The 24,516-nt window shown below is 62.4% G+C and carries 15 protein-coding genes, 2 tRNA genes and 1 pseudogene; 5 read left to right on the forward strand and 13 right to left on the reverse strand.

Annotated features, from left to right (window positions below; translation table 11 throughout):
- Positions 1–222: 222 nt before the first annotated feature.
- From typA to ACTHJ1_RS09260, 10 genes and pseudogenes are all read right to left on the reverse strand, one after another.
- Positions 223–2,043 carry a translational GTPase TypA gene (gene typA / locus ACTHJ1_RS09215; protein WP_440191013.1) on the reverse strand — a complete coding sequence of 607 codons (1,821 nt, stop codon included), beginning with the start codon at positions 2,041–2,043 and terminating at the stop codon, positions 223–225.
- Between the two features lie 59 nt (positions 2,044–2,102).
- The gene (truB, locus tag ACTHJ1_RS09220; RefSeq protein WP_440191016.1) at positions 2,103–2,876 is read right to left on the reverse strand and encodes a tRNA pseudouridine(55) synthase TruB; all 774 of its coding nucleotides are present in this window, start codon (positions 2,874–2,876) and stop codon (positions 2,103–2,105) included.
- 35 nt (positions 2,877–2,911) lie between these two features.
- The gene (gene rbfA / locus ACTHJ1_RS09225; RefSeq protein ID WP_440191019.1) at positions 2,912–3,319 is read right to left on the reverse strand and encodes a 30S ribosome-binding factor RbfA; all 408 of its coding nucleotides are present in this window, start codon (positions 3,317–3,319) and stop codon (positions 2,912–2,914) included.
- A 24-nt stretch (positions 3,320–3,343) separates the two neighbouring features.
- Positions 3,344–6,229, reverse strand: a complete 2,886-nt coding sequence (gene infB, locus ACTHJ1_RS09230) for a translation initiation factor IF-2 (RefSeq protein WP_440191022.1) — start codon at positions 6,227–6,229, stop codon at positions 3,344–3,346.
- 85 nt (positions 6,230–6,314) lie between these two features.
- Positions 6,315–7,793 (reverse strand): transcription termination factor NusA, encoded by a 1,479-nt coding sequence (gene nusA, locus ACTHJ1_RS09235; RefSeq protein WP_440191025.1) that lies wholly within the window; start codon positions 7,791–7,793, stop codon positions 6,315–6,317.
- Positions 7,790–8,290: a ribosome maturation factor RimP gene (gene rimP / locus ACTHJ1_RS09240; protein ID WP_440191028.1), complete on the reverse strand. Its 501-nt coding sequence runs from the start codon at positions 8,288–8,290 to the stop codon at positions 7,790–7,792. The genes nusA and rimP overlap by 4 nt, the downstream gene beginning before the upstream one ends.
- A gap of 378 nt (positions 8,291–8,668) precedes the next feature.
- Positions 8,669–10,429 carry a 23S rRNA pseudouridine(2605) synthase RluB gene (gene rluB, locus ACTHJ1_RS09245; RefSeq protein ID WP_440191031.1) on the reverse strand — a complete coding sequence of 587 codons (1,761 nt, stop codon included), beginning with the start codon at positions 10,427–10,429 and terminating at the stop codon, positions 8,669–8,671.
- Between the two features lie 65 nt (positions 10,430–10,494).
- Positions 10,495–11,250 (reverse strand): annotated as a pseudogene (gene scpB, locus ACTHJ1_RS09250) (SMC-Scp complex subunit ScpB); the annotation flags it as partial.
- A 384-nt stretch (positions 11,251–11,634) separates the two neighbouring features.
- On the reverse strand, positions 11,635–12,651 hold the full coding sequence (locus ACTHJ1_RS09255; RefSeq protein ID WP_440191034.1) for a CobW family GTP-binding protein: 1,017 nt from the start codon (positions 12,649–12,651) through the stop codon (positions 11,635–11,637).
- A gap of 195 nt (positions 12,652–12,846) precedes the next feature.
- A tRNA-Asn gene (locus ACTHJ1_RS09260) sits at positions 12,847–12,922 on the reverse strand.
- Between the two features lie 165 nt (positions 12,923–13,087).
- Here ACTHJ1_RS09260 and ACTHJ1_RS09265 point away from each other — a divergent pair.
- Positions 13,088–13,163, forward strand: a tRNA-Thr gene (locus ACTHJ1_RS09265).
- Positions 13,164–13,247: 84 nt separating this feature from the next.
- Here ACTHJ1_RS09265 and ACTHJ1_RS09270 read toward each other — a convergent pair.
- Positions 13,248–13,514 (reverse strand): pyocin activator PrtN family protein, encoded by a 267-nt coding sequence (locus ACTHJ1_RS09270; protein ID WP_440191037.1) that lies wholly within the window; start codon positions 13,512–13,514, stop codon positions 13,248–13,250.
- Positions 13,515–13,548: 34 nt separating this feature from the next.
- Positions 13,549–14,073: a hypothetical protein gene (locus tag ACTHJ1_RS09275; RefSeq protein ID WP_440191040.1), complete on the reverse strand. Its 525-nt coding sequence runs from the start codon at positions 14,071–14,073 to the stop codon at positions 13,549–13,551.
- Between the two features lie 433 nt (positions 14,074–14,506).
- On the opposite strand from ACTHJ1_RS09275, the gene ACTHJ1_RS09280 reads away from it, so the two are divergent.
- The 4 genes from ACTHJ1_RS09280 (at position 14,507) to ACTHJ1_RS09295 (ending at position 17,646) form a co-directional block, all read left to right on the forward strand.
- The gene (locus tag ACTHJ1_RS09280) at positions 14,507–15,205 is read left to right on the forward strand and encodes a DUF2971 domain-containing protein (RefSeq protein ID WP_440191043.1); all 699 of its coding nucleotides are present in this window, start codon (positions 14,507–14,509) and stop codon (positions 15,203–15,205) included.
- A 41-nt stretch (positions 15,206–15,246) separates the two neighbouring features.
- Positions 15,247–16,080 carry a hypothetical protein gene (locus ACTHJ1_RS09285; protein WP_440191046.1) on the forward strand — a complete coding sequence of 278 codons (834 nt, stop codon included), beginning with the start codon at positions 15,247–15,249 and terminating at the stop codon, positions 16,078–16,080.
- Between the two features lie 81 nt (positions 16,081–16,161).
- Complete coding sequence (locus ACTHJ1_RS09290; protein WP_440191049.1) at positions 16,162–16,602, forward strand: hypothetical protein; 441 nt, start codon at positions 16,162–16,164, stop codon at positions 16,600–16,602.
- Positions 16,603–16,833: 231 nt separating this feature from the next.
- Entirely contained in the window at positions 16,834–17,646 is an 813-nt protein-coding gene (locus ACTHJ1_RS09295; protein WP_440191052.1) for a hypothetical protein, read from the forward strand.
- 301 nt (positions 17,647–17,947) lie between these two features.
- On the opposite strand, the gene ACTHJ1_RS09300 is transcribed toward ACTHJ1_RS09295, so the two are convergent.
- Positions 17,948–24,457, reverse strand: coding sequence for a hypothetical protein (locus ACTHJ1_RS09300; protein WP_440191055.1), 6,510 nt, complete (start codon positions 24,455–24,457; stop codon positions 17,948–17,950).
- Between the last annotated feature and the right edge of the window lie 59 nt (positions 24,458–24,516).

The following is a 24,516-nucleotide window of genomic DNA, read 5'->3' on the forward strand; positions in this document are numbered from 1 at the left end:
GTCTCATTCGGAGGTTTAAAAGCCTTGTGCCTATTGATGCGGAAAGCCGGCGATTGGGCGGAGGGAGTCCGAAGCGCAGGGCCGGCCAACCGGGGCCCAACGGGCGAGCATCGGAACTCCCGCAGTCCTGTCGACGGCGTCTCAAGAACTCAAAAAAAAGACCCGTCCGCATACAGCGAACGGGCCCGGCGTATTACCTGCCCAGCTACAAACAACGCGCTATCAAACGCCTTCGCGCGCAGCCTTGCGGCGCTCGTGTTCTTGCAGGTAGCGCTTGCGCAGGCGGATCGACTTGGGCGTCAGTTCGACCAGTTCGTCGTCGTCGATGAATTCCACCGCGTATTCCAGGGTGATCTGGATGGGCGGCACCAGGCGCACGGCTTCGTCGGTGCCGGAAGCGCGAACGTTGGTGAGCTGCTTGCCCTTGATGGGGTTGACCACCAGGTCGTTGTCGCGGCTGTGGATGCCGATGATCATGCCCTCGTACAGCGCTTCGCCGGGACTGACGAACATGCGTCCGCGGTCCTGCAGCTTCCACAGCGCATAGGCCACGGCGTCGCCGTTGTCCTGGCTGATGAGCACGCCGTTGCGGCGCTCGCCGATCGAGCCTTCCTTGACGGGTGCATACTCGTGGAAGGTATGGCTCATCAGTCCGGTGCCGCGCGTGAGCGTCAGGAACTCGTTCTGGAAGCCGATCAGGCCGCGTGCCGGGATGATGTATTCCAGGCGGGTGCGGCCGCGGCCGTCCGGCTGCATGTCCTGCAGATCGCCCTTGCGGCGGCCCAGCTCTTCCATCACGCCGCCCTGGTGCTCGTCTTCCACGTCCACCGTCAGGGCTTCGAAGGGTTCGCACTTCACCCCGTCGATTTCCTTGAACACCACGCGCGGACGCGAGACCGCCAGCTCGTAGCCTTCGCGACGCATGTTTTCCAGCAGGATGGTCAGGTGCAACTCGCCACGACCCGCCACTTCGAACACCGTATCGTCGCCCGTCTCGCGCACGCGCAATGCCACATTGGACTTAAGCTCGCGGTCCAGGCGGTCGCGCAGCTGGCGGCTGGTCACGAACTTGCCTTCGCGGCCGGCCAGGGGCGAGGTATTGACCATGAAGTTCATGGTCAGGGTCGGCTCGTCGACCTTCAGCAGGGGGAAGGCTTCGGGCGTGTCCACGGCCGTGATGGTGGTGCCGATGTTGAGGTCTTCGATACCGTTGACGAGCACGATGTCGCCGGCTTCGGCTTCCTGCACCTGCTCGCGCTCCAGGCCCTTGAACATCAGGACCTGGTTGACGCGGCCGCGCTTGATCGCGCCGTCCGGGCCATCGCGAAAGGCCACGTCCATGCCCGGCTTCATGCGGCCACGGTTGATGCGGCCCACGCCGATCTTGCCGACGTAGCTGTTGTAGTCCAGCGAGATGATCTGCATCTGCAGCGGGCCGTCGATGTCGTCGTTGCGCTGCGGCACGTACTTGAGCACGGTGTCGAACAGCGGACGCATGTCGCCTTCGCGCACGTCGTCGGTCAGGCCGGCGTAGCCGGACAGGCCCGAAGCATAGACCACGGGGAAGTCCAGCTGCTCTTCGGTGGCGCCCAGCTTGTCGAACAGCTCGAACGTGGCGTTGATGACGTAGTCGGGACGAGCGCCCGGGCGGTCGATCTTGTTGACCACGACGATGGGTTTGAGGCCCAGGGCCAGCGCTTTGCGCGTGACGAAGATGGTCTGGGGCATGGGGCCTTCGACCGCGTCGACCAGAAGCAGCACGCCGTCGACCATGGACAGCACGCGCTCGACCTCGCCGCCGAAGTCGGCGTGTCCCGGGGTGTCGACGATGTTGATGTGCGTGTCGCCGTATTCGACGGCGCAGTTCTTGGCCAGGATGGTGATGCCGCGCTCTTTTTCCAGATCGTTGGAATCCATGACGCGTTCGGCCACCGCTTGGTTATCGCGGAAGGTGCCGGACTGGCGCAGCAGCTGGTCGACCAGCGTGGTCTTGCCGTGGTCGACGTGGGCAATGATGGCGATGTTGCGCAGAGCGCGAGACATAATCAATCCTTCAAGAGTTTGTTTTGGCTAGAGGGGGAAAAGCCCCCCCGCGCTCACTTTCAGTTCGCTGCCCCCAAGGGGGCATTTTGGCCCTGGGAGCGGCCCGGCGGCAAAAGCCCCGCCGGTAATTCGTTCAAGTCCACCAGCGACGACTTGGGATCGTCGGCGGCCTGCAAAGCGTCCAGCGTGACGGCGCGGTCCAGTGTGAACGGGCCGACGCGCGTGCGCCGCAGCGCAGTCAAGTGGGCGTAGCAACCCAGCTCGCGGCCGATGTCCTGGGCCAGCGTGCGGATGTAAGTCCCTTTGCTGCAATCCACTTCGATTACTGCCTGCAACCCGGTGCAGGACAGCAGTTCGTTGCGGTAAATCGTGACCCGCCGCGGTTCGCGCTCGAGCTCGATGCCCTGGCGCGCGTATTCATACAGCGGCTTGCCGTCGCGCTTGAGCGCCGAATACATGGGCGGAATCTGTTCTATTTCACCCGTAAAGCGTGACAGCACGTCGCGCAATGCCTGCTCGTCCACGCCGGCGAAATTCGTCTGCGCACGCGTCGTGACGATGCCCGTCAGGTCGCCGCTGTCGGTCTCTTCGCCAAACTGCAGCGTGGCGAGATACGTCTTGTCGGCGCCGAGCATGGCGCCGGAAATCTTGGTCGCACGGCCCATGCAGCACACCAGCAGGCCCGTGGCGAACGGGTCCAGCGTGCCGGTATGACCGGCCTTGGCCGCATCCAGCGTACGTTTGGCGCGCTGCAGGGCGTGATTGCTGGACAAGCCCACGGGTTTGTCCAGCAATAGCACTCCATCGAGCGGTTGCCCGCGTCTCCTGGCCATCGTCGCAATCCGGAAAAAGTCGCCGACGACAGCCCTCAGGGCTGGTCTTCAGGCTCGTCAGGGACGCCGGACGCCGCACCGGAATCGGAGCGTGTGGCGCGATCGATCAGCGAGGACATCGCAATGGCGCGCTCGGTCTGCGGATCATGATAGAAGCGCAGCGTGGGCACCGTGTGGATGTGCAGCAACTTGTACAGAAGGGAATGCAGCCAGCCGGCCTTGTCGTTGAGCAACGCCGCGGTCGCGTCGGGTTCGGCGCCTAGCACGGTGAAATACACCTTGGCGTGCGCATAGTCGGCCGACAGTTCCACTCCCGAAATCGTGATCAGGCCCGAGCGCGAGACATCGACCTCGCGCTGGACGATCTCGGCCAGATCCTTCTGGATCTGGTCGGCCAGCCGCAGATTGCGGCCGGGGATGGATTTGGACTTATGGCGGCTCATGACTGGCTTGAAAAACGCGGCACCTTACAGGGTGCGGGCGACTTCCTTGATCTCGAACACTTCCAGTTGGTCGCCCACCTGGATGTCGTTGTTGTTGCGCAGGGTCAGGCCGCAATCGAAGCCGGACCTGACTTCCTTGACGTCATCCTTGAAGCGGCGCAGCGAATCGAGCTGGCCAGTCCAGGAAACGACGTTGTTGCGCAGCAGACGCACTTGCGCATCGCGCTTGACAACGCCGTCGAGCACCATGCAACCAGCGATATTGCCGATCTTGGACACCGAGAAGACCTCACGGATCTCGACCAAGCCGATGATCTCTTCCTTCTTCTCGGGAGCCAGCATGCCGGACATGGCCGCCTTCACATCGTCCACGGCGTCATAGATGATGTTGTAGTAGCGCAGATCGATGCCGTTGTTCTCGGCCAGCTTCTTGGCACTTTGATCGGCCCGGACATTGAAGCCGATGACCACCGCGTTCGAGGCAATTGCCAGGTTGACGTCGGACTCGGAAACGCCGCCCACCGCGGCATGCACCACCTGCACCCGCACCTCGGGGGTGGAAAGCTTGGTAAGCGAGGCAACCAGCGCTTCCTGCGAACCCTGCACGTCGGTCTTGACGATGAGCGGCAAGGTCTGCGTGCCCTCGCCCAGATTGTCGAACATGGATTCGAGCTTGGCGGCCTGTTGACGGGCCAGCTTGACGTCGCGGAACTTGCCTTGACGGAACAGCGCGATTTCGCGCGCCTTGCGTTCGTCGGACAGCACCATGATCTCGTCGCCGGCAGCGGGCACCTCGGTCAGACCCTGGATTTCCACCGGAATCGAAGGACCGGCTTCCTGGATGGGCTTGCCGTTCTCGTCCAGCATGGCGCGCACGCGGCCGAAGCTCGCGCCGGCCAGCACCGCGTCGCCGCGACGCAACGTGCCGCTCTGGACCAGGATGGTCGCGACCGGGCCGCGCCCCTTGTCCAGACGCGCTTCGATGACCAGGCCCTTGGCGGGCGCGTCTACCGGCGCTTTCAGTTCCAGCACTTCGGCTTGCAGCAGCACATGTTCGAGCAGATCGTCGATGCCCTGGCCGGTCTTGGCCGACACGGGCACGAAAGGCACGTCGCCGCCGTACTCTTCAGGCACCACTTCCTCGGCCACCAGTTCCTGCTTGACGCGGTCGGGGTTGGCTTCGTGCTTGTCGATCTTGTTGACCGCCACGACCAGCGGCACGCCGGCCGCCTTGGCATGGCTGATGGCTTCCTTGGTCTGCGGCATGACGCCGTCGTCGGCCGCCACCACCAGAATGACGATGTCGGTGGCCTGAGCGCCGCGGGCACGCATGGCGGTGAACGCCTCGTGGCCCGGGGTGTCGAGGAAGGTCACCATGCCACGATCGGTTTCCACGTGATAGGCGCCGATGTGCTGCGTGATGCCGCCGGCTTCGCCTGCAGCGACTTTGGCGCGGCGAATGTAGTCGAGCAGCGACGTCTTGCCGTGGTCGACGTGGCCCATGACGGTAACCACGGGCGCGCGCGGCAGCAGTTCGGCTTCGTTGACGACGGGCGATTCGTCCAGGAAGGCTTCCGGATCGTCCAGCTTGGCTGCGATGGCAACGTGACCGAGCTCCTCGACCACGATCATGGCGGTTTCCTGATCCAGCACCTGGTTGATGGTGACCATCTGGCCCAGTTTCATCAGCACCTTGATGACTTCGGCAGCCTTGACGGACATCTTGTGCGCCAGATCGGCCACGCTGATGGTTTCGGGCACGTGAACTTCGCGCGCGATGAATTCCTGCTGTGCGGGTTCGGCGCGACGATCGGTCTGCTGGTTGCGGGCGTTCCGTCCGCCCTTGCCACCCTTGCCGCCAGCGCCCTTGCCGCCAGCGCGCCAGCCGCTGTCGCGGGTGTTGGCCGCAGGCTTGTCGGCCGGCTTCTTGCGCGAGGCGTCGTCCGTCCAGGTGGATGCCACCTCGGCGGTCTTGATGGTTTTCTTGGCACCGACGCCAGCACCGGGCTTGGCGTCCTTCTTGGCAGCGCCCTTGCCCGCCGGCTTGTGCAGCGTGCCAGACAAGGCGGCGGCCGGCTCGGGTTCGGGCGCACGCAGCACCTTGCGCGGGCGGTTCAGCATTTCGCGCAGGGCTGCCGCTTCGGCCTCGGAGGCGCGGCGGGCCGCGTCGCGATCATCATTGCTGACAGGCGCACGCACCGGTTCGGCCGCAGCTTTGCGCTTGGTCGTCACGACAGGTTCGGCTTCGGCCTTGGGAGCTTCGACTTGCGCCTCGGCAACCGGCTCAGGCTCGACGGACACGGGCTCGGCCGACACAGGCTCGGCGGCAACCGGCTCGACCGCTTCCTGCACGGGCTCGGGAGCAGGTTCGGAGGCAGACTGGGCCTCGGTCGCTTCGACCACCGGTTCGGCAACGGGCGCGGCCTGCTCAGGCGCGGCCGGCTGGGGCTCGGCCGACGGCATGGAAACGTGATTCTCGAACTCGGGAGTTGCCGCGAGTTCGATCTGCGGTGCGGGCGCCGCGGGTTCAACCGCCTTGGCTTCTGCGGCATCGATAACGGTTTCGGCGACGGCTTTTTCTTCCGCCGCAACCTGTTCTGCCGCCAGCTCGGCGGGATCGCGCTTGACGAAGACGCGCTTCTTGCGCACCTCGACTTGAATGGTGCGCGAACGCCCGGTCGCGTCGGCCTGGCGGATTTCCGAGGTCTGGCGACGAGTCAGCGTGATCTTCTTGCCCTCGCTGCCGCCATGGGCGCGGCGCAGCGAATCGAGCAACTTCGCCTTGTCGCTGTCGGTGACGGCATCGTCCACCGACTTGAGGTCGACACCAGCCGAACGCAGCTGCTCCAGCAGCACGTTGGCAGGCATTTTCAGTTCGGTGGCGAACTGGGCGACGGTATTGCTCGACATTAGGCTATCTTCCTTTGCAGCTATCTTCTACAGACCGTCCGCGCTAGACGCGACACGGCGATTTTTCTTCAACGCGCCATGGTCTTCACTCTTCGTCGAACCAATGGGCGCGGGCGCGCATGATCAGATCGCTGGCCGCTTTCTCGTCCAGCGAGCCGATCTCGGCAAGCTCGTCGGTGGCCAACTCGGCCAGGTCGTCGCGAGTGAGTACCTTGTGCTCGGACAAACGTGCCGCCAGCTCGGGGGTCATGCCCTCGAGCTCGAGCAGGTCCTGCGCGGTTTCGAGGCGCTCTTCCTGAGCGATGGCTTCGGTCAGCAGCGCGTTGCGAGCGCGAACGCGCAGCTCGTTGATCGTGTCCTCGTCGAAGGACTCGATTTCCAGAAGCTCTTGCATGGGCACGTAGGCGATTTCTTCCAGCCCGGTGAAACCTTCGTCGATCAGGATGTCGGCCACTTCTTCGTCGACATCCAGCTTGTTCATGAAGGCCGCGCGCAACGCGGAGCGTTCGGTCTCCTGGCGGTTCTGGCTTTCTTCCGGCGACATGATGTTGATCTGCCAACCGGTCAGCTCGGAAGCCAGACGCACGTTCTGGCCCTTGGCGCCGATGGCCTTGGGCAGGTTTTCTTCGTCGACCACCACGTCCATGGCGTGCTTGTCTTCGTCGACCACGATCGATTCGACGTTGGCCGGAGCCAGCGCGCCGATCACGAACTGAGCGGGATCATCCGACCACAGCACGATGTCGACCTGCTCGCCGCCCAGCTCGTTGCGTACGGCGGTGACGCGCGAACCGCGCATGCCCACACAGGTGCCGATGGGATCGATGCGCTTGTCGTAGGCCACCACGGCGATCTTGGCGCGCACGCCGGGATCGCGGGCAGCCGCCTTGATCTCGAGCAGGCCCTGTTCGATCTCGGGCACTTCGTTTTCGAAGAGCTGGCGGATGAAATCGGGCGAGGTGCGCGAGAGGATGACCTGCTGGCCGCGCAGCGTGCTGTCGACGCGCAGCACGAAAGCACGTACGCGGTCGCTGATGCGCAGATTTTCTTTCGGGATCATCTCGCTGCGCGGCAGGCGGGCCTCGACCTTGCCGGTCTCAATGATGGCGTCGCCCTTGTCCATGCGCTTGACGGTGCCGGAAACGATGGTTTCGCCGCGGTCGAGAAAGTCGTTCAGAACCTGCTCGCGCTCGGCATCGCGGATTTTCTGCAGAATGGCTTGCTTGGCAGCCTGAGCGCCGATACGGCCGAATTCGACCGGCTCGAGGGGCTCTTCGATGTACTCGCCCACCTCGATGCCGGGCACGATCTCGAGCGCATCGGACAGCAGTTCCTGCTTGTCGGGCTCTTGCAAACCGGCCTCGTCGGGCACGACCAGCCAGCGGCGAAAGCCCTCGTGGCTGCCGCTATCGCGGTCGATGGCGACACGGATGTCGGCGTCGTCCTTGAAGCGCTTTTTCATGGCCGAAGCCAGCGCGCTTTCGAGCGCCGTGAACACGGTGTCGCGCGTGACGTTTTTTTCACGCGCCAGCGCATCGACCAACAGAAGAATTTCGCGACTCATCGCTTTTTGCCCTTGAAATCCAGAACGGGATCCAGCTTGGCGCGCTCGACGTCATCGAGCGTGAAGCTCAGCACTTGGATATCGTTCTTTTTTGCCTCAAATTCCAGACCGAACGCCGAACGCGCGGCGGCTTCGCCCGCGGCCTTATCGCCCACTGCTTCCGGCGCGCGCAGAATGCCCGTATATACCTTGCGACCGTCGATCGCCTCGCGCAGCTTGATTTCGATGCGCGAGCCGGCAAAGCGCCGGAAATCCGCCTCGCCGCGCAGCGGCCGGTCGACACCCGGCGAACCCACTTCGAGGCGCCGATAGTCGATGTTCTCGACCTCGTACACGCGCGACAGCTGGCGCGACACCTGCTCGCAATCCTCGATGCGCACGCCATCTTCCTTGTCGATGGTCACGCGCAGCAAGCCCATGGCGGCACGCTCGACGTCGATGAGCTCGACGCCCATGCCTGCCAAGGCTTCGCGGGTCATTGCAAATAGATCTGCCACTTCGATTTCACTGCAGGCATTGCCGTGCCGGATCTTGCCGCCACGGCCTTGCCCTATGCATCCCTAACGTTCAAAAAAAATGGGCTGTCATCGCACAGCCCACCGTATCGCCGCGAACCCGGAGCGAATGAAACACGCGCCAGGCCAGGCCTCAGTTGTTCTTTGCATTCGGCGATCGCGCTAACGCTGCCGCCGTTTTCGCGCCGCTTTCGGATGACAGCGCCCATCTTGCAAGCACTGCTTTTGCCCTCGCTTCACCTGTGCAAAGCGGGCCGCGCCCGAAAACGCCGCCGATAAACCCAAGAGTCTACCAGAAAAATGCAAAAAATACCCAATTTATCCGGGGTTTACCCGAATCGAGCCCCAGTTAAGCGGGATTTACCTGTCGTTACGTCCCCGACCGCCCAGGAAACCCAGGCGTGATTCGTGCGCTGCAGCGCCGCTGGGCTGCCAATCGTCGCCGCGTCCACCCTGCTTGCGCGGTTTGACCTTGTTGGCGCCTCCCGCTCGCTTCTTGGCGGCTACGTTGCCGCTGACGCCGGGATTGCCAGCCGCGAATTTGGGGCCGCCCGCCTTGGCCGGACGCTTGCCCTTGCCCTGGCCTTGCCCTTGCTGGCCTTGAGCCTGTTGGCCCTGGGGTTTGCCTTGGCCTGGCCCTTGGGGTTTGCCTTGGCCTCGACCCTTGGCCGGGCCGCGCTTGCCGCCGCCGCTGGGCTTGTCGCCTCCCATGGGATGTCCGTTGGCATAGCCGCCCGCGATCATCAGTCCGGTGCCGAAGGGATCGGACGGCGAGGAGCGCACCGAACCGGCGCTGCCCTTGCCGCCGCCCTGCAGGTTGCCGCGGCGGCTGATGCGCGCGCCGTTCATGCCGTTGCGGTCCATCGTACCAAAGCCCGGCGGCAGCGCATTTTCATGCGATTTGGGCTGCTTTTCGCGCCGCCCTTCACCGTCATCGTCGCGCAGCAGGCCCAGCTGCACCATAAGCGCGCTGACCAGTTGCACATCGACCTCTTCCCAGCGGCCGCGGCGCAGATTGCGCGGCAGCACGATGTCGCCGAAGCGCGTGCGGATCAGGCGGCTGACGGTGACGCCAACCGCCTCGAACATGCGGCGCACTTCGCGGTTGCGCCCTTCTTGCAGGGTGACGCGGTACCAGCGGTTGCTGCCGTCGCCGCCCAGATAATCGAGCGCACCGAAGGCGGCCTTGCCGTCCTCCAGGTCGATGCCTTCGACCAGGGACTTGCGCTGAGCTTCGTCCATTTCGCCCAGCACGCGCACCGCATACTCGCGTTCGGTGCCGTAGCGCGGGTGCATGATGCGGTTGGCCATGTCGCCCGACGTCGTGAAGATCAAAAGACCCTCGGTGTTCAGGTCCAGGCGCCCCACCGACAGCCACTTGCCGGTGCGCAGCTTGGGCAGGCGCGCGAACACGCTGGCCCGGCCGCCCGGATCGTCGTGGCTGACGATTTCACCGGCCGGCTTGTGATAAAGAATGACACGCGGCAGCTTCTTGGCGCTCTGGCGATTGATGGGCTTGCCGTTAACGCGCACCTGATCGTTGGGCGCGACGCGCTGACCGATATGCGCCGGTTCGCCGTTGACCGACACGCGGCCGGCCACGATGAGCTCTTCCATCTCGCGGCGCGAGCCAATCCCGGCTTCAGCGAGCACCTTGTGCAGTTTGGGCATCGCGGCATCGCTGTTCAGGTACTTGCCCAGCCGCTGCTCGGTGCGATCGTTGGCGTCGAGGTAGGCCAGCGCCTGTTCGGCTTCGCGTTCGAGCTCGTGCGTATCGGCGGTCTCGACGCTCGCCTGCGCAGCCACGGCATCGGAGGCCTGCTCGGCATGGCCTCGGCCGGCAGATTTGCCGGCGGACTTGCGCGGGCCGCGCTTGGGCTTGCGTTCGGTTTGCTGCTTGCCTTCGGCTTGCTTGCCCTCGGCCGGCTTGCTTTCGGTCTTCTCGGCAGGCTCTCCCCCCTCCGCCGCAACGGCGTCGCCACGGCGACGGCGGAAGGGCGTACGCAGCTTGCGGCCTCGGCCGCGGGCCTCGGAATCGGGCGAAGCGGCGCCCTGCGAGGCGCCCGCGTCGGACGACTCGGGCAGGGATGTTTCTTGTTGTGTATCGGAATCGGTTGTCACTGAGACAGCTCCGCAGATCAAACTTGAGAGGGCTCGTCGTCTTCGACGGGCTCGTTGTCTTGTTCAAGGTTCGCCGCAGAGACAAGAGCCTCTTCGGCGGCATCTATCGCCGCTTCGTGCGCGGCGGTCGTTTCTTCGGCGTGCAGCACTTCGAGCCCTGTGTCGACATCGACCTTTGCGTCGTCGTCGACGGGAACGTCGTCTTGGCCCTTACCAGCGGCTTGTGCCTCCGGGTTCGCCGCCTCATCCGGATTTGCGCCGGCCGCTTCGCCCAGATCCAACCCGGCCAGCACAGTCGCCGGATCGGCGGCCTCAAGCGCAGGCAGTTCATCCAGCGCGCGCAGCCCCAGGTCGTCGAGGAACTGGCGCGTCGTGCCAAAAAGCGCCGGACGGCCCGGTGCATCGCGATGACCGATGGCTTCGATCCAGCCCCGGTCTTCCAGCGTCTTGACGATCTGCGAAGAGACGGTCACGCCGCGTATGTCTTCGATATCGCCGCGTGTGACCGGCTGGCGCCAGGCAATGATCGCCAAGGTCTCGAGCACCGCGCGAGAGTATTTGGGCGGCTTTTCGGGATTGAGCCTTTCAAGATAGCGCTGCATCTGCGGCCGGCTCTGGAAACGCCATCCGGAAGCCAGCTGCACCAGTTCCAACCCGCGGTCCACCCACTGCAGCTGGAGCGTCTCCAGCCACGGAATCAGCTTCGCGTTGTCGATCTCCGACTCTTCGCCGAACAGCTTGCGCAGCTCTGCCATCTGCATCGGCTGGGATGCGCAAAGCAACGCAGTTTCCAGGACCAGTAGCGCCTCGTTGTCACTCATCGATATACAAAACCCGAACGTAGGTTCAAACCTGCCCACGCAGCCAGACGTCGAATCCGGCGCTATCGCGGCTTTAAGCCGCATCGGCATGCTCTCGGCACGGCCGAAAGCGTTAAATCAAGAACGATTGAATGTGTCGTACGTGGACAACAGTGCGCCGCGGCGTTTTTGGAGATTTGCGGGCGGCGAGTTGCCACGTACCTGCCTCATATCAGATGCACCGAGCATCTGCGGCAGCTTGCCGGAGCCCTTACGCCCCTTGAAACAGTGCCAAGGAGCAGGCAGGCGACATGAATAAGAAGATTATATACCTGTAACGCTCCGCCCCCAAGACCAACCGTAATCCGGACGCGAGGCCCGCCTTTTTGGGGACGACCGACCCGGCTAGGCTTCCGACTCCAGAAGACGGGCAGCCTCCGCCAGCAACGTTTGCGCCGACTCGCCCCTGAGAATGAAAACCAGACGCGACGGCGGCGCGCCCGGTCCGTCGTCCCCCGACAGCGGCTCCAGGGGATAAAGCTGCCGATGCACACCATGCACCGCACAAGGCTCCGCCTCCCCCACGAACCGCACAACGCCCTTGACCCGCAACAGCGCTTCGCCATGGCGAGCCTGCAGCGCGTCTATTCCCGCCAGGAAGGCCGACCGGACAATCGGCCGCGACAGGTTCAGCACGGCATGGGACACGCCGGCATGCGGCGCCCCCCTGACGCGCGTGAATGCGCTCAGCCAACGCGTCATCTGCCCCGATGTATTCGCCCCTGCCTCGCGGCGCACGTCCCGCAAACTCGCATCCAGCTCCAGTTCGGGCCGCAGCACCGCCACGACCGCCCCCGGATTGATGCCCAGCACCGCCTCGCGTGCACACTCGACTTGTTCGGCGCGAGCAAGGTCGGCCTTGCTGATGGCAACGACGTCGGCCAACGCAATCTGCTGTGCCGCTTCGGGCTGTGCGTTTAACTGTTGCGGAAAATGCTGTGCGTCGGCCACGGCGATCGTACCGCGGTAGGCGTAACGCTCGGCCAGGAAGGGATCGTGCCGCAGGGTGAACAGCAACGGCGCCGGGCCGGCCAGGCCTGTGGTCTCGACCAGCACATGCTTGAAGGGCCGAATCTGGCGGCGCACGGCGGCCAGGAACAGATCGCGCAACGCATCGGCGACCCCGCCGCTGGCCGTGCAACAGATGCAGCCGCCCTCGATCAAGGCGATGCGGCCTTGCACGCCGCGCACCAGATGATGGTCCACGCCGATTTCGCCGAACTCGTTGATGATCACTGCCGCGTCGGCGTAGGCGGAATCGCGGACCAGGCGATTGAGCAGCGTGGTCTTGCCGCTGCCCAAAAAGCCGGTAAGTATCGTAAGAGGAATGCGAGCGTCGGCTTGCGGGCTGTAGGCAGACATAATGCGGGACGCTATGCGAAGATCCTATGCGGACGGGCCTATTTGGATGGTGGGCCTATCTTATCGGCGCTCATGCGGGCGCTCAAAAGAAGCCCCCAAAAAAGAGCCTGCAAGCGGGGCACAAAATCGTGCCGAGCAAATCGGCCCGTGCAAAGCAAAAGGCCAATCCCTTGCGAGATTGGCCTTTTAATTTTTTGGCTCCCCAACCTGGGCTCGAACCAGGGACCTACGGATTAACAGTCCGGCGCTCTACCGACTGAGCTATTGGGGAACAGCGGAGAAACGAGATTATGCACGAGTTTTTTTTGGTGTGCAAATAAGGAAGCACACAACACAGGTGCCGCCGCATCGCAAACAACGAACCGCCGACCGAACATGCGCGCTCTTGGTTATTTTGCCCGCCACCAAAGACTCTGATAAGATAGCGGTCTTTGCCGCCGGCATAGCTCAGTTGGTAGAGCAGCGCATTCGTAATGCGAAGGTCGTAGGTTCGACTCCTATTGCCGGCACCAGTCGATTCAAGCACTTAGGCCAACCTCTCGGGGTTGGCCTTTTGCTTTGTCGCTGTCTCGTAACCTCATCGTAACCACGAGCAGTCAATCACGGTCGCAGAGCTGCGCGCATTCTTTGACCGCGGCGGCCCGCCTGGCGTCGATCCATTTGGCCAAGTCTTCGAGATGCACACCCTTGGCCGCTTTCTTCGAACTCTCCATGCGCACCTGGGGCAACGCGATCTCGCCGGCGCTGATCTTGCGCACCAGCATTTCCGGCGTCAGGCGCCGGAAATAGTCGGCACACACGCGCTCGATCGGATTGATGGCGCTGGCGCCGTACTGGGCCAGCAGGATGAAGACCGTATTCATTCCAGCGCCCCGCTGGGCGGTTGAGTATCCATGGTTACGCCTCCTGAGTCTGAGTAACGTTCCGAGGTTTCCGATCGCGGCGAGGTCGCACCAGACCGGGGACAAGGGCCTTGAACGCCTGGAATTTGTCGTCTTTGCGGGCAGCCCAATACTGCTTCTCTGCGGCGCAGCTCTTCAGCATGCCGGCCGGACTCTGCCGGTGGAGCATGTCCTCCAGTTCCTTCCTCTTCTGGGCCAAGGCGCGCTCGGCGAAGCTGAGGCCATTGAGCAGTTCCCAGCGCAACATCCACCAATCAACGCCAAGGAATGCCTTTTTCGGGCCTTTGATTCCCTCGGGACGCACCCGGCGCAGCCAATACTTGAAGCGGCCGTCGTCCCAACGGTTGCCGTCGAAGCCCTCCGGCCAATTGATGTTCTCGGGCAAAATGCCTTCAGCCTCAAGCATGGCACGGGTGCCGAAGTATTCGCAGTAATCGAGGTTGTAGGGGTTGAGGCAGACGACCAGCTCAGTTGGTGTCGTGATGGGGTGCGCGGGCGCAGACGTGATTTGACCAGCCATGGCATGACTCCTTGTTTGCGGTTCAACCCGCCCCTCGCTCTCAAACGAGGTGGGCGGGCACGAAGCAGGGTTGAGAGACCGGACACAAAGGAACCCGGCGTGCGCAAGCGCACCCCCGCCAAGGCCCGCCCAAAGAAGGCGCGCAAGGCATACGGACGAAAAAATACCGCCAGCAGGCGGTCGTCCGCCTTTGTGATTTCCGGCTCTCACCCCGGGCTACCGTTGGTGCGGCAGCGAAACCACTATACAACACAGAAGCGCCAACGCGAAGCAATAACGCGTAGTAAAACTGGCAAATCGTTATTCATCGAGCCAGAAAATGCCAGCGACTACTGCAGAACAGGACGGTATCCGGTATTTACACCACTACCAGCCTTTTTCAGACGATTGGCCTAGATACCTGGAACAGACCTTACGCGACCGAGTAATTTACATGCCATCACCATCGCGGTTTAACGACCCATGGGACTGTAAGCCGTGGTTCGATCTTGACACGCTAGATGATCCTGCGATGCGGGATGCACACATCGCGCAGTTTTTGAAATATGCAAAGTCCCCGAGACAAAGTGATGAGGAAGAAATGCGAACAAAGCCAGGATTACTGAACTGGCTCGTGGAGCAATGCTCGCAGGATTTGGCCAAAAATATCGAAACCAACTATCGCGTTTATTGCTTGACACCGAGAGACGACAACCTGCTGATGTGGTCACATTACGCGAAGAATCATACCGGCGTGTGTCTTCAATTCGATGTGCGGACTGAACCCTTTATCGGCGCATGCAAGGTCGTGTATCAGCCGACATTGCCGGCGGGCACGCTACTTGAGCACGAGGACAACGCGATGATCAAAGCGCTACTCACAAAATCGGACGTATGGGGCTACGAACAAGAATATCGCGTCATCGCGAAAGACCAGCGGGATCCATCTCCGAATATGCCGACTGCGGTTAACAGTCTGGTGGACATCAGCGAAACTGCACTTGTACGCATTACTGTCGGATGCCGATGCAATGAAGCCGACCGAATTGTAGATATGGTTCGTCGACATCAACCGCGGGTTAGCGTCCGCCAGGCTAGCCGCCATCCGCATCGCTACGGCGTTGGCTACAACACTCTTTACGCTGGGCAGTGAATCAATCGCTAGGTAAGCCTATTCAATTCGCGGGAGAATCGATGTCAGACCAACAAGGCGACAACACAATCCATATCGGAAATAGAAGCGATGCGCCTTTTCTAGCCTTTGGTGACGACAGCCAATATAAAGGCACGCTTGTATTCGCCTACGCTATCGTGCCGCGTCAAAATTTGACGAAAGCACTACGACAACTCAAACGCATCAAGATGGAATTTCGCTTTCCCGCGAAGACACCTATTCACTGTCGCACCCTCTTTAGTGGCCACGACAGACAGAAGAAAGGGCTAGGCCACTTGAACCAAGATCAAGCGAGTTTTTTGATTCGGCGAATTATTGATCTGATGAATGAGCGATATGTCTATGTTCGCTACAGCTACGTTTTAGAGGAAAGCTACGCTAAATTTTTTGGCGGGAAAGATTCCATACCGCTCACTCTTAGCAACGCAGAGGGAGACACGAGAGAAGAGTCTATGCATAGCGATCCTAAAGGAATGCTTGGAATGCTTGCTCAGATGTGTTGGGGGCCTGCCTCGAATGATCAAGGACCACTAGCAACAGACTGCGACATATACGCGTCAAAGGACAAGACTAAAGCTCGACTATTTGGTGACGAAAGAAAGCAAGCCCATAATTGGATTCCCGGCTATACAACCGCAGGAGCTCCGCCAGAAAAAATATTTCACATTGCTCCCTCGACAGAAGCCGGTGATCTATCAATATTTTTCGAACTTGCAGACGTCTCTGCATACGTTCTAAGTCATGCCCTGCAAGGTGTAGAGGCGGAACCGCTTTTCCATGAGCTAGGTAAATCAATTCTGTATTGGAGCCGGTCGGAGTGGTGCTTTGACCCACTGGACGAAATTTCGCAGTAGCGCGAGGAACTGCATTGAGTCGCTGCTCAACGCTAGGATTCCTACAGACGTCCCCGTAAACCTATAACAAGGAGAAAAGCCTTGGAAGATATAAGCCAGACCACCCAGGCGAATTTGGAGACCATGCGCGTCGTTTTATCTCGGATGACTGAATACTACATTCAGTTTGTAAAAGCTGTTTTAGTACTCAATGCTGGCGCTATTGTTGCCGTACTTGGTTTTATGCAGGCGCTCGCTTCCAAAAATCCGCCGACAATCTTGCATATGCTTAAGCCCTACGGATTATGGGCGACTGATCTATATCTGGTGGGCATCGCTCTAGGGGTTGGAGGTCTCTGGCATCATTACAAAGCCCTCTCTTATGGCATAACCAATTTTTTTCCCTCTAGAAATAGTCCTGAATTGCACTTGCGAATAGTGTGGTGGTGGTTCGAGATTTGGGATCTAGGTCCGGTACTTGGTGGGGTAGCCTTCGTCGTCGCATCGATAATAGTGTTGCGGGGTGTAGCGATCAGCCTTTGAGATGAAATTGTGTACCTAGATTTTCGTCGGTTGAGCTCGACGCACAGTCACGGTAAATTCCAGTTATGCCCCCATCCGTTTCGGACGTTTGGTCGGAGGTAGCATGGGAGACCTGCTGCTCATCGGTCGATGGGGGATACCATCACATCGTGGCATATCACCCGAGCACATTCTCCAAGCCCCCAACGTCTGGGCTCGTATCCACCCGCAGGTAGATAGACCAACGGACACATGCGCACCGATCGCGGCAACAGTGGTATCCCGGGCCATGCAGAACTACAATCTCGCGCCGTAAAGGACAACGCTTTGGAAACGCTTGAAACGGCCGATTGGCGTCTCAATACAGTGACGACCCTTGCGAACGACTGGACGTCGCCTTGGACAGGCGAAACTGCGCCAGCGGGCTCATTGATAAAAGTGGCAACCATTGCACGCTTGAATAGAAAGCAGACTCTTACGATATCGATCCCCAATGCGTCGGCACTGTTTTTGAACGTCGCGCGGTGCGCATACGCAGGTGCGCAACTTATTCGGCGCGAACATATCTTCAGTAAGACTCGCGAGAAGAATATCGGACTAAATGATGAAACGGCATTCACCTACCTCGAGCAAATGTTTGAAGCGGTAGTGTGCGCACATACTGCCGTTGAGGCATACGTGAATGAATTGTTGCCGGTGGATCGCACCTACGAACGCCAGAACCGAAATGGCATAGTAGAGGTGCTCTCGAAGGACGAGATTGAACGTCGAGCCTCATTGGCTGAAAAAGTGTCGACCTTTCTTCCTCAAGCGCTGGGAATCAAATCGCCAAAAGGAATACACCGGGCGTATTCAAACCTGCAGGCGCTCACGAAGCTTCGAGATCGCTTGATCCACATGAAGAGCGTCGATCGCAAGTCATCTGGACCAGAAGTCGATACTGTCTGGCACCGACTTCTGGTATGCGAATCGCCGATTGACCAAGCGATGTCAGTGATTAGGTACTTTTCGCCTGCTACTCATAGCGCTGGCCCGCGGTGGCTATCAGTCATGCCGAAGGTATAGGAAAAGTAGTAGATAAAAATCGGCCAGCGACGATCTAGCGAGCACAAAAAAGCAAAGGCTCAAAATGCGACTAAGTAATTTTCTACCCATTGCCCTGCCTGCAATCCTCGCAGGGTGTGCCAGCACTGGCTCAGCAGCAAGAATTGCTGTTCTGCAAAACCCCGAGACAAAGCAAACCGTGGAGTGCCGCGTCGACCCCTGGGGGAGCCTTAATTTCAAGCTGCAGGTGGATAACTGCATTCGGGTCTACCAGAAGGCCGGCTACAAACTGGTGTCGGACTCTGCTGACCTTCCGCACTGATTAGCGGTGCTCCTGGCCCATCAGTACAGCGCGCGCGGCATCGCCAAGTCCTTGTGGCTGGTATGTGCCAGCGGCAATGTCGTGGGCCCCCTGCAGGCTGGCGCTCAGCTGGCCCAGGCCCGGGACCATCAAGCCCAGGGCATTGCCAGCATCCTTAATCGGCGCGTGCGTGGGCTTGCCCTGCGCGGCCTCGTAGACGTCCTGGAAGGGCTTTTTGATCGCGGCCAGCGTCTGCATGAGCGACGGCAAGCCGACGTTCGAATACCCCTTTAGCATTCCCACAGCTTCGCGCAACATCGGCACCGTGCTGGCAATTTCCCCGCCAATGGCCTTGGCCACCCACGCCCCCCAGCCTTCTGCCTCGTCCTTTCCTTCAACCCAGCCGGCTACCAGTGCGGGAACGATGGCCGCCGCCATGAATCGCGCCAGGACTTCGGGCTTGCTGAATCCATAGGTGCGCAGCTTGTCGGCCATGTCGGTCATCTGCCCGTAGCTGTTGTTCATGAAGCCGTACAGCGTGGTCATCATCTTCACCGCCTCATTGCGGTTCTGCATGATGTTCGATCGCGCGGCCTCGGTGTTGCCACCGTGGGCCTCGCGCACGATCTGATTCGCGTAGGCCACAGCATCCGCCTCGGACATAGGCCGGCCGGTGCCGCCGCGGTTGACCGGAACGCCCTCGGTAATCGCCCGGTCGTAGGCCGCCCAGGCCGTAGGGACCGCTGAGCACAGGTCGGCAAACGCCACGATCGAATGCCCGTAGCGTTCGGCCTTGCCCCGCCGACTTTCGGGATGAAACAGGGATGACACCGCCTCCTTGTAGTCCCGATCTTGCTGCATGGCGCGCGCGCGGATCTCCGGGAATTTCTCGATCGCACTGCGGATCTGCCCGGCGTGGTCCGTTACCATGCGAGCCGCCCGCGCGGCGAGATACTTGCCGCCGCCCCCGGAGAAATAGCCGACCGACTTAGCACCAGCACTCCCGCCGTGCTTGAGAATAGTCGACACCCGGAAGGCGATCCCGTTGGCAACCATGGCATGGCGCGTCGACTCCATGATCTTCGTCAGAACGCTGGCCTTCGGATCCATATTCGGGCTGTTGGCGATGCCGCCGACCCACTTCTGCAATTCCTTGTACTGCTCGCGGCCATAGGTCGCATTGAACGCATCTCGGAACCGTCGGTTCGATAGGATTTTGTTTACGTCCAGCAGCGCCTCGCGGTACGCCAAGTCGTGAATGGTGTCATGCAGGCGCTTCTCGACGCTGTGGTAACCCAGGTCGATGCGGTCGTTGTACCCCGTGCGGGCATTGAGCGACCCGTTGGTCGTGGTGTCCGCGCGGAAGTACGCCGTACCCAGCAGCCCGTTGCCGGGATCGATGGCATTGGCGCCGGATTCCTTCTCACCAAAGCGCGAGCGCAGCGGGTCGTAGTCGATCGGCGCGTAACCGCCGCGCATCTCGATACCGTCCGGCGTGGTGAAGGCGCGCGGCTCGATGCGGTCTGGCGACGTGTTGCCGAGCCGGCGATTCATCTCCACCATGTCGGGCCAGAATTTCTCGAAAGCATCCCAGGTGGCTTGCGTAGCCTGCCAGTCCTTGGGTGTCATGTTCTCCCCGAGAAAACGCCACACGGCCTCGGGCTCCCACTGCATGCCTTTGGTGAGCTTGTCGAAATTGGACTCGTTGCCCACGTGCCGGGCGATGCCCAGCATGTCGCCGCGCGTCAGATCGCGGTACACCGGGCGCCGGTATTTTTCGGTCAACTGGTCGTCCAGCAACCGCGTGTTGGTGACCTTCTGGGCTAGGCTGTCCTGCCACTCGCGCCCCAGGCTGTCGGCAATACGGCCAAATTCCGAGGACAGCGCGCGCAGCATATCGTTCTTGCGGTAGCTCGCGTCCATCACCCGGTTGAAGATTGTCCGGGCGAAAGGCCCCAAGACTTCGTGCCGGTCGTAGTAATTGGCCTTGTGGGACTGAGTTTTCAGCTCCGCGCCCAGCGTACGGATGAGCGAGGCCGAGCGGTCCAAGGCGACACGCCAGAGCGGATCGCCGCGGTCGCGGCTGGGCAGTTGCAGCTGGTCTTCCAGCTTGAACTGCTCGCCGCGCTCTTTCATCTTGGCCACCAGGTCATCGACCACGGCATCCGTGGCGAGCTTGCGCCCGTCTACGGTGACCTGCTTGCGATCGCGCGCGACCGTCTCCATGCTGCCGACCGTGTCATGGAACCCGCGCAACTGCTCCATGGTCAGGTTTTTGTAATGCGCTCGGAAGCGCTCGTTCATCATGTCCGGGTGCTGGTACGGCGAGTAATACGCCGTCTTCTGGGAGTCGACCCAGGTTTGCAGGCTGACATGCTCCTTGCTCGGGCCGTCGGGAGGATTCTGCCGGAAGTCGAAGCGCTCGCGCAGCGCGTCGATCTGGTCCAGGATATCCGGGTCCATTTTCTTGCGGATGCCGGCCTTGTCGAAGCGCTGCTGATCACGCACGATCTTCTGCGCCTCAGTCACTGCGTCCGTGGACTCCTTGAAGAGGCGGTTGTTCAGCAGCTGGGCGCGCTTCTGGGCGGCGGCTTCCATCGTGTCGCCGCGCGCCAGCGCCTCCTGGGCCGCCCGGCCGGCGCGCGCCTCGGCGGCGCGGTACTGCGCCGGGCGCAGGTCGCCGACCTTCTTGGCTGCAATGGCCACCCTGGCAGCTTCCTCTGCAGCGCGGGACAGGTCGCGCGCCGACCCGGTCATCTTGCCCAGCGCCTTGAACTCAGCGGCGAGGACGCGGGCGCGCATATCGTTGTGGATGGCGGCCTCGGCGGCGCGCTCCATGCTCTGCGGGTCGGTCAAATCGCCGTGGCGCTCGAGCATGATGGCGTCGGTTAAGCCTTCGATCTTGGACTGGCGCGATTCGCCGTCCACCAGTTCGCGCACCATGGCATCGCCCGATGGCAGGCCGAACATCTCGGCCACCAGGTCAGGGTGCAGGCCGTCCCTGGCGGTCAGGCCGCGCAAGTTGGTGAGGTCAGGCCGCGCCAGCATGCTGTCCGGGTACATGGCTTTCAGGTCGTCGGTGTTGAGCCGGAAACCCTTGTCGGCCTTGACCTGCTCGCCGTTGTCGGCGGTCATCTCGCCCTTTTTCAGCCAGGCGCGGGCGCGCTCGATCGGTTCGGCCTCGATCTGCTTGGTGACCTCCGCTTTCACGTCCTTGCGCGCCGCGGCGGCTTCCTTCTGCAAGCGTGCTATCTCGCCGGCCTTGGCGTTGGCAAACCACTGCATGTTGCGCAAGCTGCGGGCTTGCAGCTCATTCTGCGCCTCGGCGGTCGCGGCCTGATCGTCCTGCCGGTACGCCTCGTAGGCTTCGCGTGACATGCCGGCCGCCTCGGCGGCTTCGGGCGAGTCGAACAGTGCCTTGTACCCGCGCACGCGCTCGGCGTCGGCGATGGCTTGGTCGCTGGCCAGCATCCGGTCGAAGACGCCGCGCACCTCCGGCGTGAGGTTCACGCCCAGGCGCGACAAGGCGTCGTAGACATTGAGCAGCCAGGACCGGAACCGAGAAAATAGGCCCTGGATTTCAGCCGTCGGGGCGTGGCCTTCGAACAGGTATTTCTCGAAGCCGCGGGCGAATTGCTCATGCTGCGCCCGGTCGATAGCGGCATCGCGGGCTGCATCCCCGGTCGTGCCGTTGTCCAGGTAGGCGTGCACATGGTCCGGCGTTACGTCCTGGCCGGCGTACTTGCTGGCCTCGCCAGCCACGTCGCCGGCGTTGCCGCGGTACCACTCGCCCAGGCTCGCCATATCCTGGCGAATGCTGTCCGGGGCGTCGGCCCGCGCCGCGATGTCGCGCAGGGTGTTCAGGAAGAAATGCCCGGACTCGTGCAGGAAGGTGGACAAGTCCGCCTTTTCCAGCAGGCTGATGGTGTTGGTGGCAGGGCCGAACGTGCCGCGCGCGTCCTGATTGAGGTCCTCGCCGCCCTGACCTACACTGTCAGCCTGGATTCCGGGGTGGTCTGCGTTGGCGCCCCCGGCGTTATTGGGAAGGCGGGAGTCCCCACCCGCGCGCATGAAGCCGGAATCCAGCTTCTCCCTGGTGTTCGACTCAAACCAGTTGTTTACCTTGCTGGTTTTGTCACGGACAAAGCTTTTCAGCACCAGCCGGCGCCCCGGCCGCCCGTTCAAGACTTCGAACACGGCGCCATGGCTTTCCCCGTTGCCTAGGTCTTTTGTCAGCGTGACACGTTCGCCCTGGGTGCCGCGCTGCGCAATACTGCGCCCGGCCTGGTCGAAATTGTTGATCATCGACGCGGCCTGCTGCCAGTCGTCCGCGCCCAGATCGGGATGCTCGCGTAGATCCGAGATTACGTCGCTGCCATAGGAAAGCGCCCGACCGCCGACTACGTCAATGCCGGTAGCGTCCAGGATGCGCGCCGCGCTGTCTGCCGTCGGGCTATCGATCGGCACGAAGTAGGCGTTGTTCTTCCTGTCTTCGGTCAGGGCTTTGGCCAGGTCGGGAAGCGAGCCGCCGAACTGCTTGGCGGCCTGGTCGTACTGCGTGCCATCCGGCGCCGAATCCGCCAGACCCCGGATGTTCGGCTTGACCCGGTTGTACAACTCGGCCGGCGAGATGCCCAGCCTGGCCGACGTGGTGTCGTAGAAGGCCTGGTGCATCGCGGCGTAGCTCTGGTTCACATCCGGCGAGGTCACGCCGGCACTGTCCAGCTGTCGTGCCACGTCGTCGTGGATCTGCTGCAGCTGGTTCTCTCGCACGTCGGGCGTCTGCTTGTCGGCCACGAGTTTGGCCGCCGTGTCGACCATGGCTTGTTGCTGACTGGCCAGGTGGTCCCGGCTCTCCCGGTAAGACATGCCGTCCTGGCGCACGCGAATGTCGGGCAGCAGCTCACGCGAGACGTCGGTACCGGCCATGTGGGTGAGGTAGTCCGCTGTCGGGATGACCACATCGCCCCCGAGCGGCCCGGCCTGCTCGAGCTGCTTGGCCATGTCGGGCACGAACCCGAAAAGCGGGTCGCCAGCGCCAGGCTCTACGCCGTGCTGCTGGTAGACCTGCGCGATGCGCTCGGCCGGCACATACAGGTTTTCCGCCGGCGAGCCGCCCAGCTGGCTCTGCATGAAGGACTGGAAAGCCTGCAGGTTGCGGTCGCGCGTGGCGCTCTGTGCCGCGCCGTCCTGCAAGCCCTGAAAGGTCTGCATATCCGCCTGGGCCTGGCGCACGCGCAGCATGTCACCACCCAGGCCAAGGCTTGCGCCGGCCATGTGCATGCCGCCAAACAGGAGCGCACCGGACTCGGCGGCATCGGCCAGCCGGGTGATCGCGGCCTGCCGCGTCTGCGGATCGTTGAATACCGTATTGAACTGCCCCGGGCTCACCTGCTTGCCCAGCTCTTCGCCCGCGATGCTCGCGGCCTCCATGCCGGCGTTCAACGCCGCGCCTTCCAAGCCCCCGCGCGCAGCTGCGACCGTGAAATTGCGCAGCGCCGCCTGCACGGTCGGCCGGGCCATGGCTTGGCTGACCGCGTCGGCCACGAAAGGCTGCACCGCCGCCTGCGTCACGCGGCTGGTGGCCACGCCGCCGGCCTGCGCCAGGCCGAAGGTCAGCGCGCCCGACAGCGCGGCGCCGGCCTGCTTGGCGGTTTCCGAGAGCGGATTACCCGCCTGGTCCTGCATCTGGTCGAGCGCGCGGTAGGTCAGGCCGTACTGCACCCGCGCCATGTCCGCCTTCCAGCCCAGGCCGAAGCCTAGCGCGCCCCCCGTCATGGCTCCGGCGGCTGCGCCCGGCAGCGCGCCCACGCCACCGAACTCCATGCCAGTGGCGGCACCTATGGTCGCGCCCATGGCCGCGCCCGATTCAAGCTGAGTGCGGGCATGCAGGAAGTTGTCGAACATGCCGGCCACAAACCCACCCACCTGCTGCACGCCACCCATCAGGCCGTGCAGTTGCAAGGTCTGGGCCTGCGCGGCGTTTTGCTCGGCGCTGGCCAGGTCTTGACTGCTGGGCGTGGCCGTCATGCCAGTACCGCCCAGGGCCTTGTCGCTGTACAGGCGCCCGAGCTGGTTCTGCGCCAGCGCCGAGTCGGCGCCGGTTTTCAAAGCGGTGGACAACTTGGACAGCAGGTCCAGCTTGTCGAAATCGTCCTGCGCCACGCGCGCGGCCATAGGGTTCGCCGCGACCCACTGCGCCAGCACCGGGTTCTGCGCCATGATCTGGCGGCTTTTCTGCAGCTGGGCCTGCTGCTCGTAGGTCGGAAGATCCGCCTCCACGGCCGGCGCGGGCACGCCCACCTGCGGCGCGAGCGTCATGGCGCGGCCGGCCGCGTCCGGCTTGGACTGCTGCGCGGCCAGAAGCGTGTCGGTCGCCGAGGCCTGCGTCTCGCTGGCCATCTGCTGCACGGCGCCCAGGTACGGATCGGGCGACTGCTGCGGCGACTGCTGGTCCGGCAGGCCTGTAGAACCGCCGGGCTCATCGCCCCCGGCATCCATCTGGCGAATCGCGTCGAGATAGTCGGCCATTTACTGCACCCCTCTGGGTGCCAGCGTCGAGCTGAAAACTGACAGGGACAATTCGAGAG

Source organism: Bordetella sp. (assembly GCF_051960075.1).
In the GTDB taxonomy this organism is placed as follows: domain Bacteria; phylum Pseudomonadota; class Gammaproteobacteria; order Burkholderiales; family Burkholderiaceae_B; genus Bordetella.

Coding starts and splice junctions, on each gene's coding strand:
- typA (WP_440191013.1), bottom strand. CDS start 2,043: ATGTCTCGCGCTCTGCGCAACATCGCCATCATTGCCCACGTCGACCAC.
- truB (WP_440191016.1), bottom strand. CDS start 2,876: ATGGCCAGGAGACGCGGGCAACCGCTCGATGGAGTGCTATTGCTGGAC.
- rbfA (WP_440191019.1), bottom strand. CDS start 3,319: ATGAGCCGCCATAAGTCCAAATCCATCCCCGGCCGCAATCTGCGGCTG.
- infB (WP_440191022.1), bottom strand. CDS start 6,229: ATGTCGAGCAATACCGTCGCCCAGTTCGCCACCGAACTGAAAATGCCT.
- nusA (WP_440191025.1), bottom strand. CDS start 7,793: ATGAGTCGCGAAATTCTTCTGTTGGTCGATGCGCTGGCGCGTGAAAAA.
- ACTHJ1_RS09255 (WP_440191034.1), bottom strand. CDS start 12,651: ATGTCTGCCTACAGCCCGCAAGCCGACGCTCGCATTCCTCTTACGATA.
- ACTHJ1_RS09270 (WP_440191037.1), bottom strand. CDS start 13,514: ATGAATACGGTCTTCATCCTGCTGGCCCAGTACGGCGCCAGCGCCATC.
- ACTHJ1_RS09275 (WP_440191040.1), bottom strand. CDS start 14,073: ATGGCTGGTCAAATCACGTCTGCGCCCGCGCACCCCATCACGACACCA.
- ACTHJ1_RS09280 (WP_440191043.1), top strand. CDS start 14,507: ATGCCATCACCATCGCGGTTTAACGACCCATGGGACTGTAAGCCGTGG.
- ACTHJ1_RS09285 (WP_440191046.1), top strand. CDS start 15,247: ATGTCAGACCAACAAGGCGACAACACAATCCATATCGGAAATAGAAGC.
- ACTHJ1_RS09295 (WP_440191052.1), top strand. CDS start 16,834: ATGCGCACCGATCGCGGCAACAGTGGTATCCCGGGCCATGCAGAACTA.
- ACTHJ1_RS09300 (WP_440191055.1), bottom strand. CDS start 24,457: ATGGCCGACTATCTCGACGCGATTCGCCAGATGGATGCCGGGGGCGAT.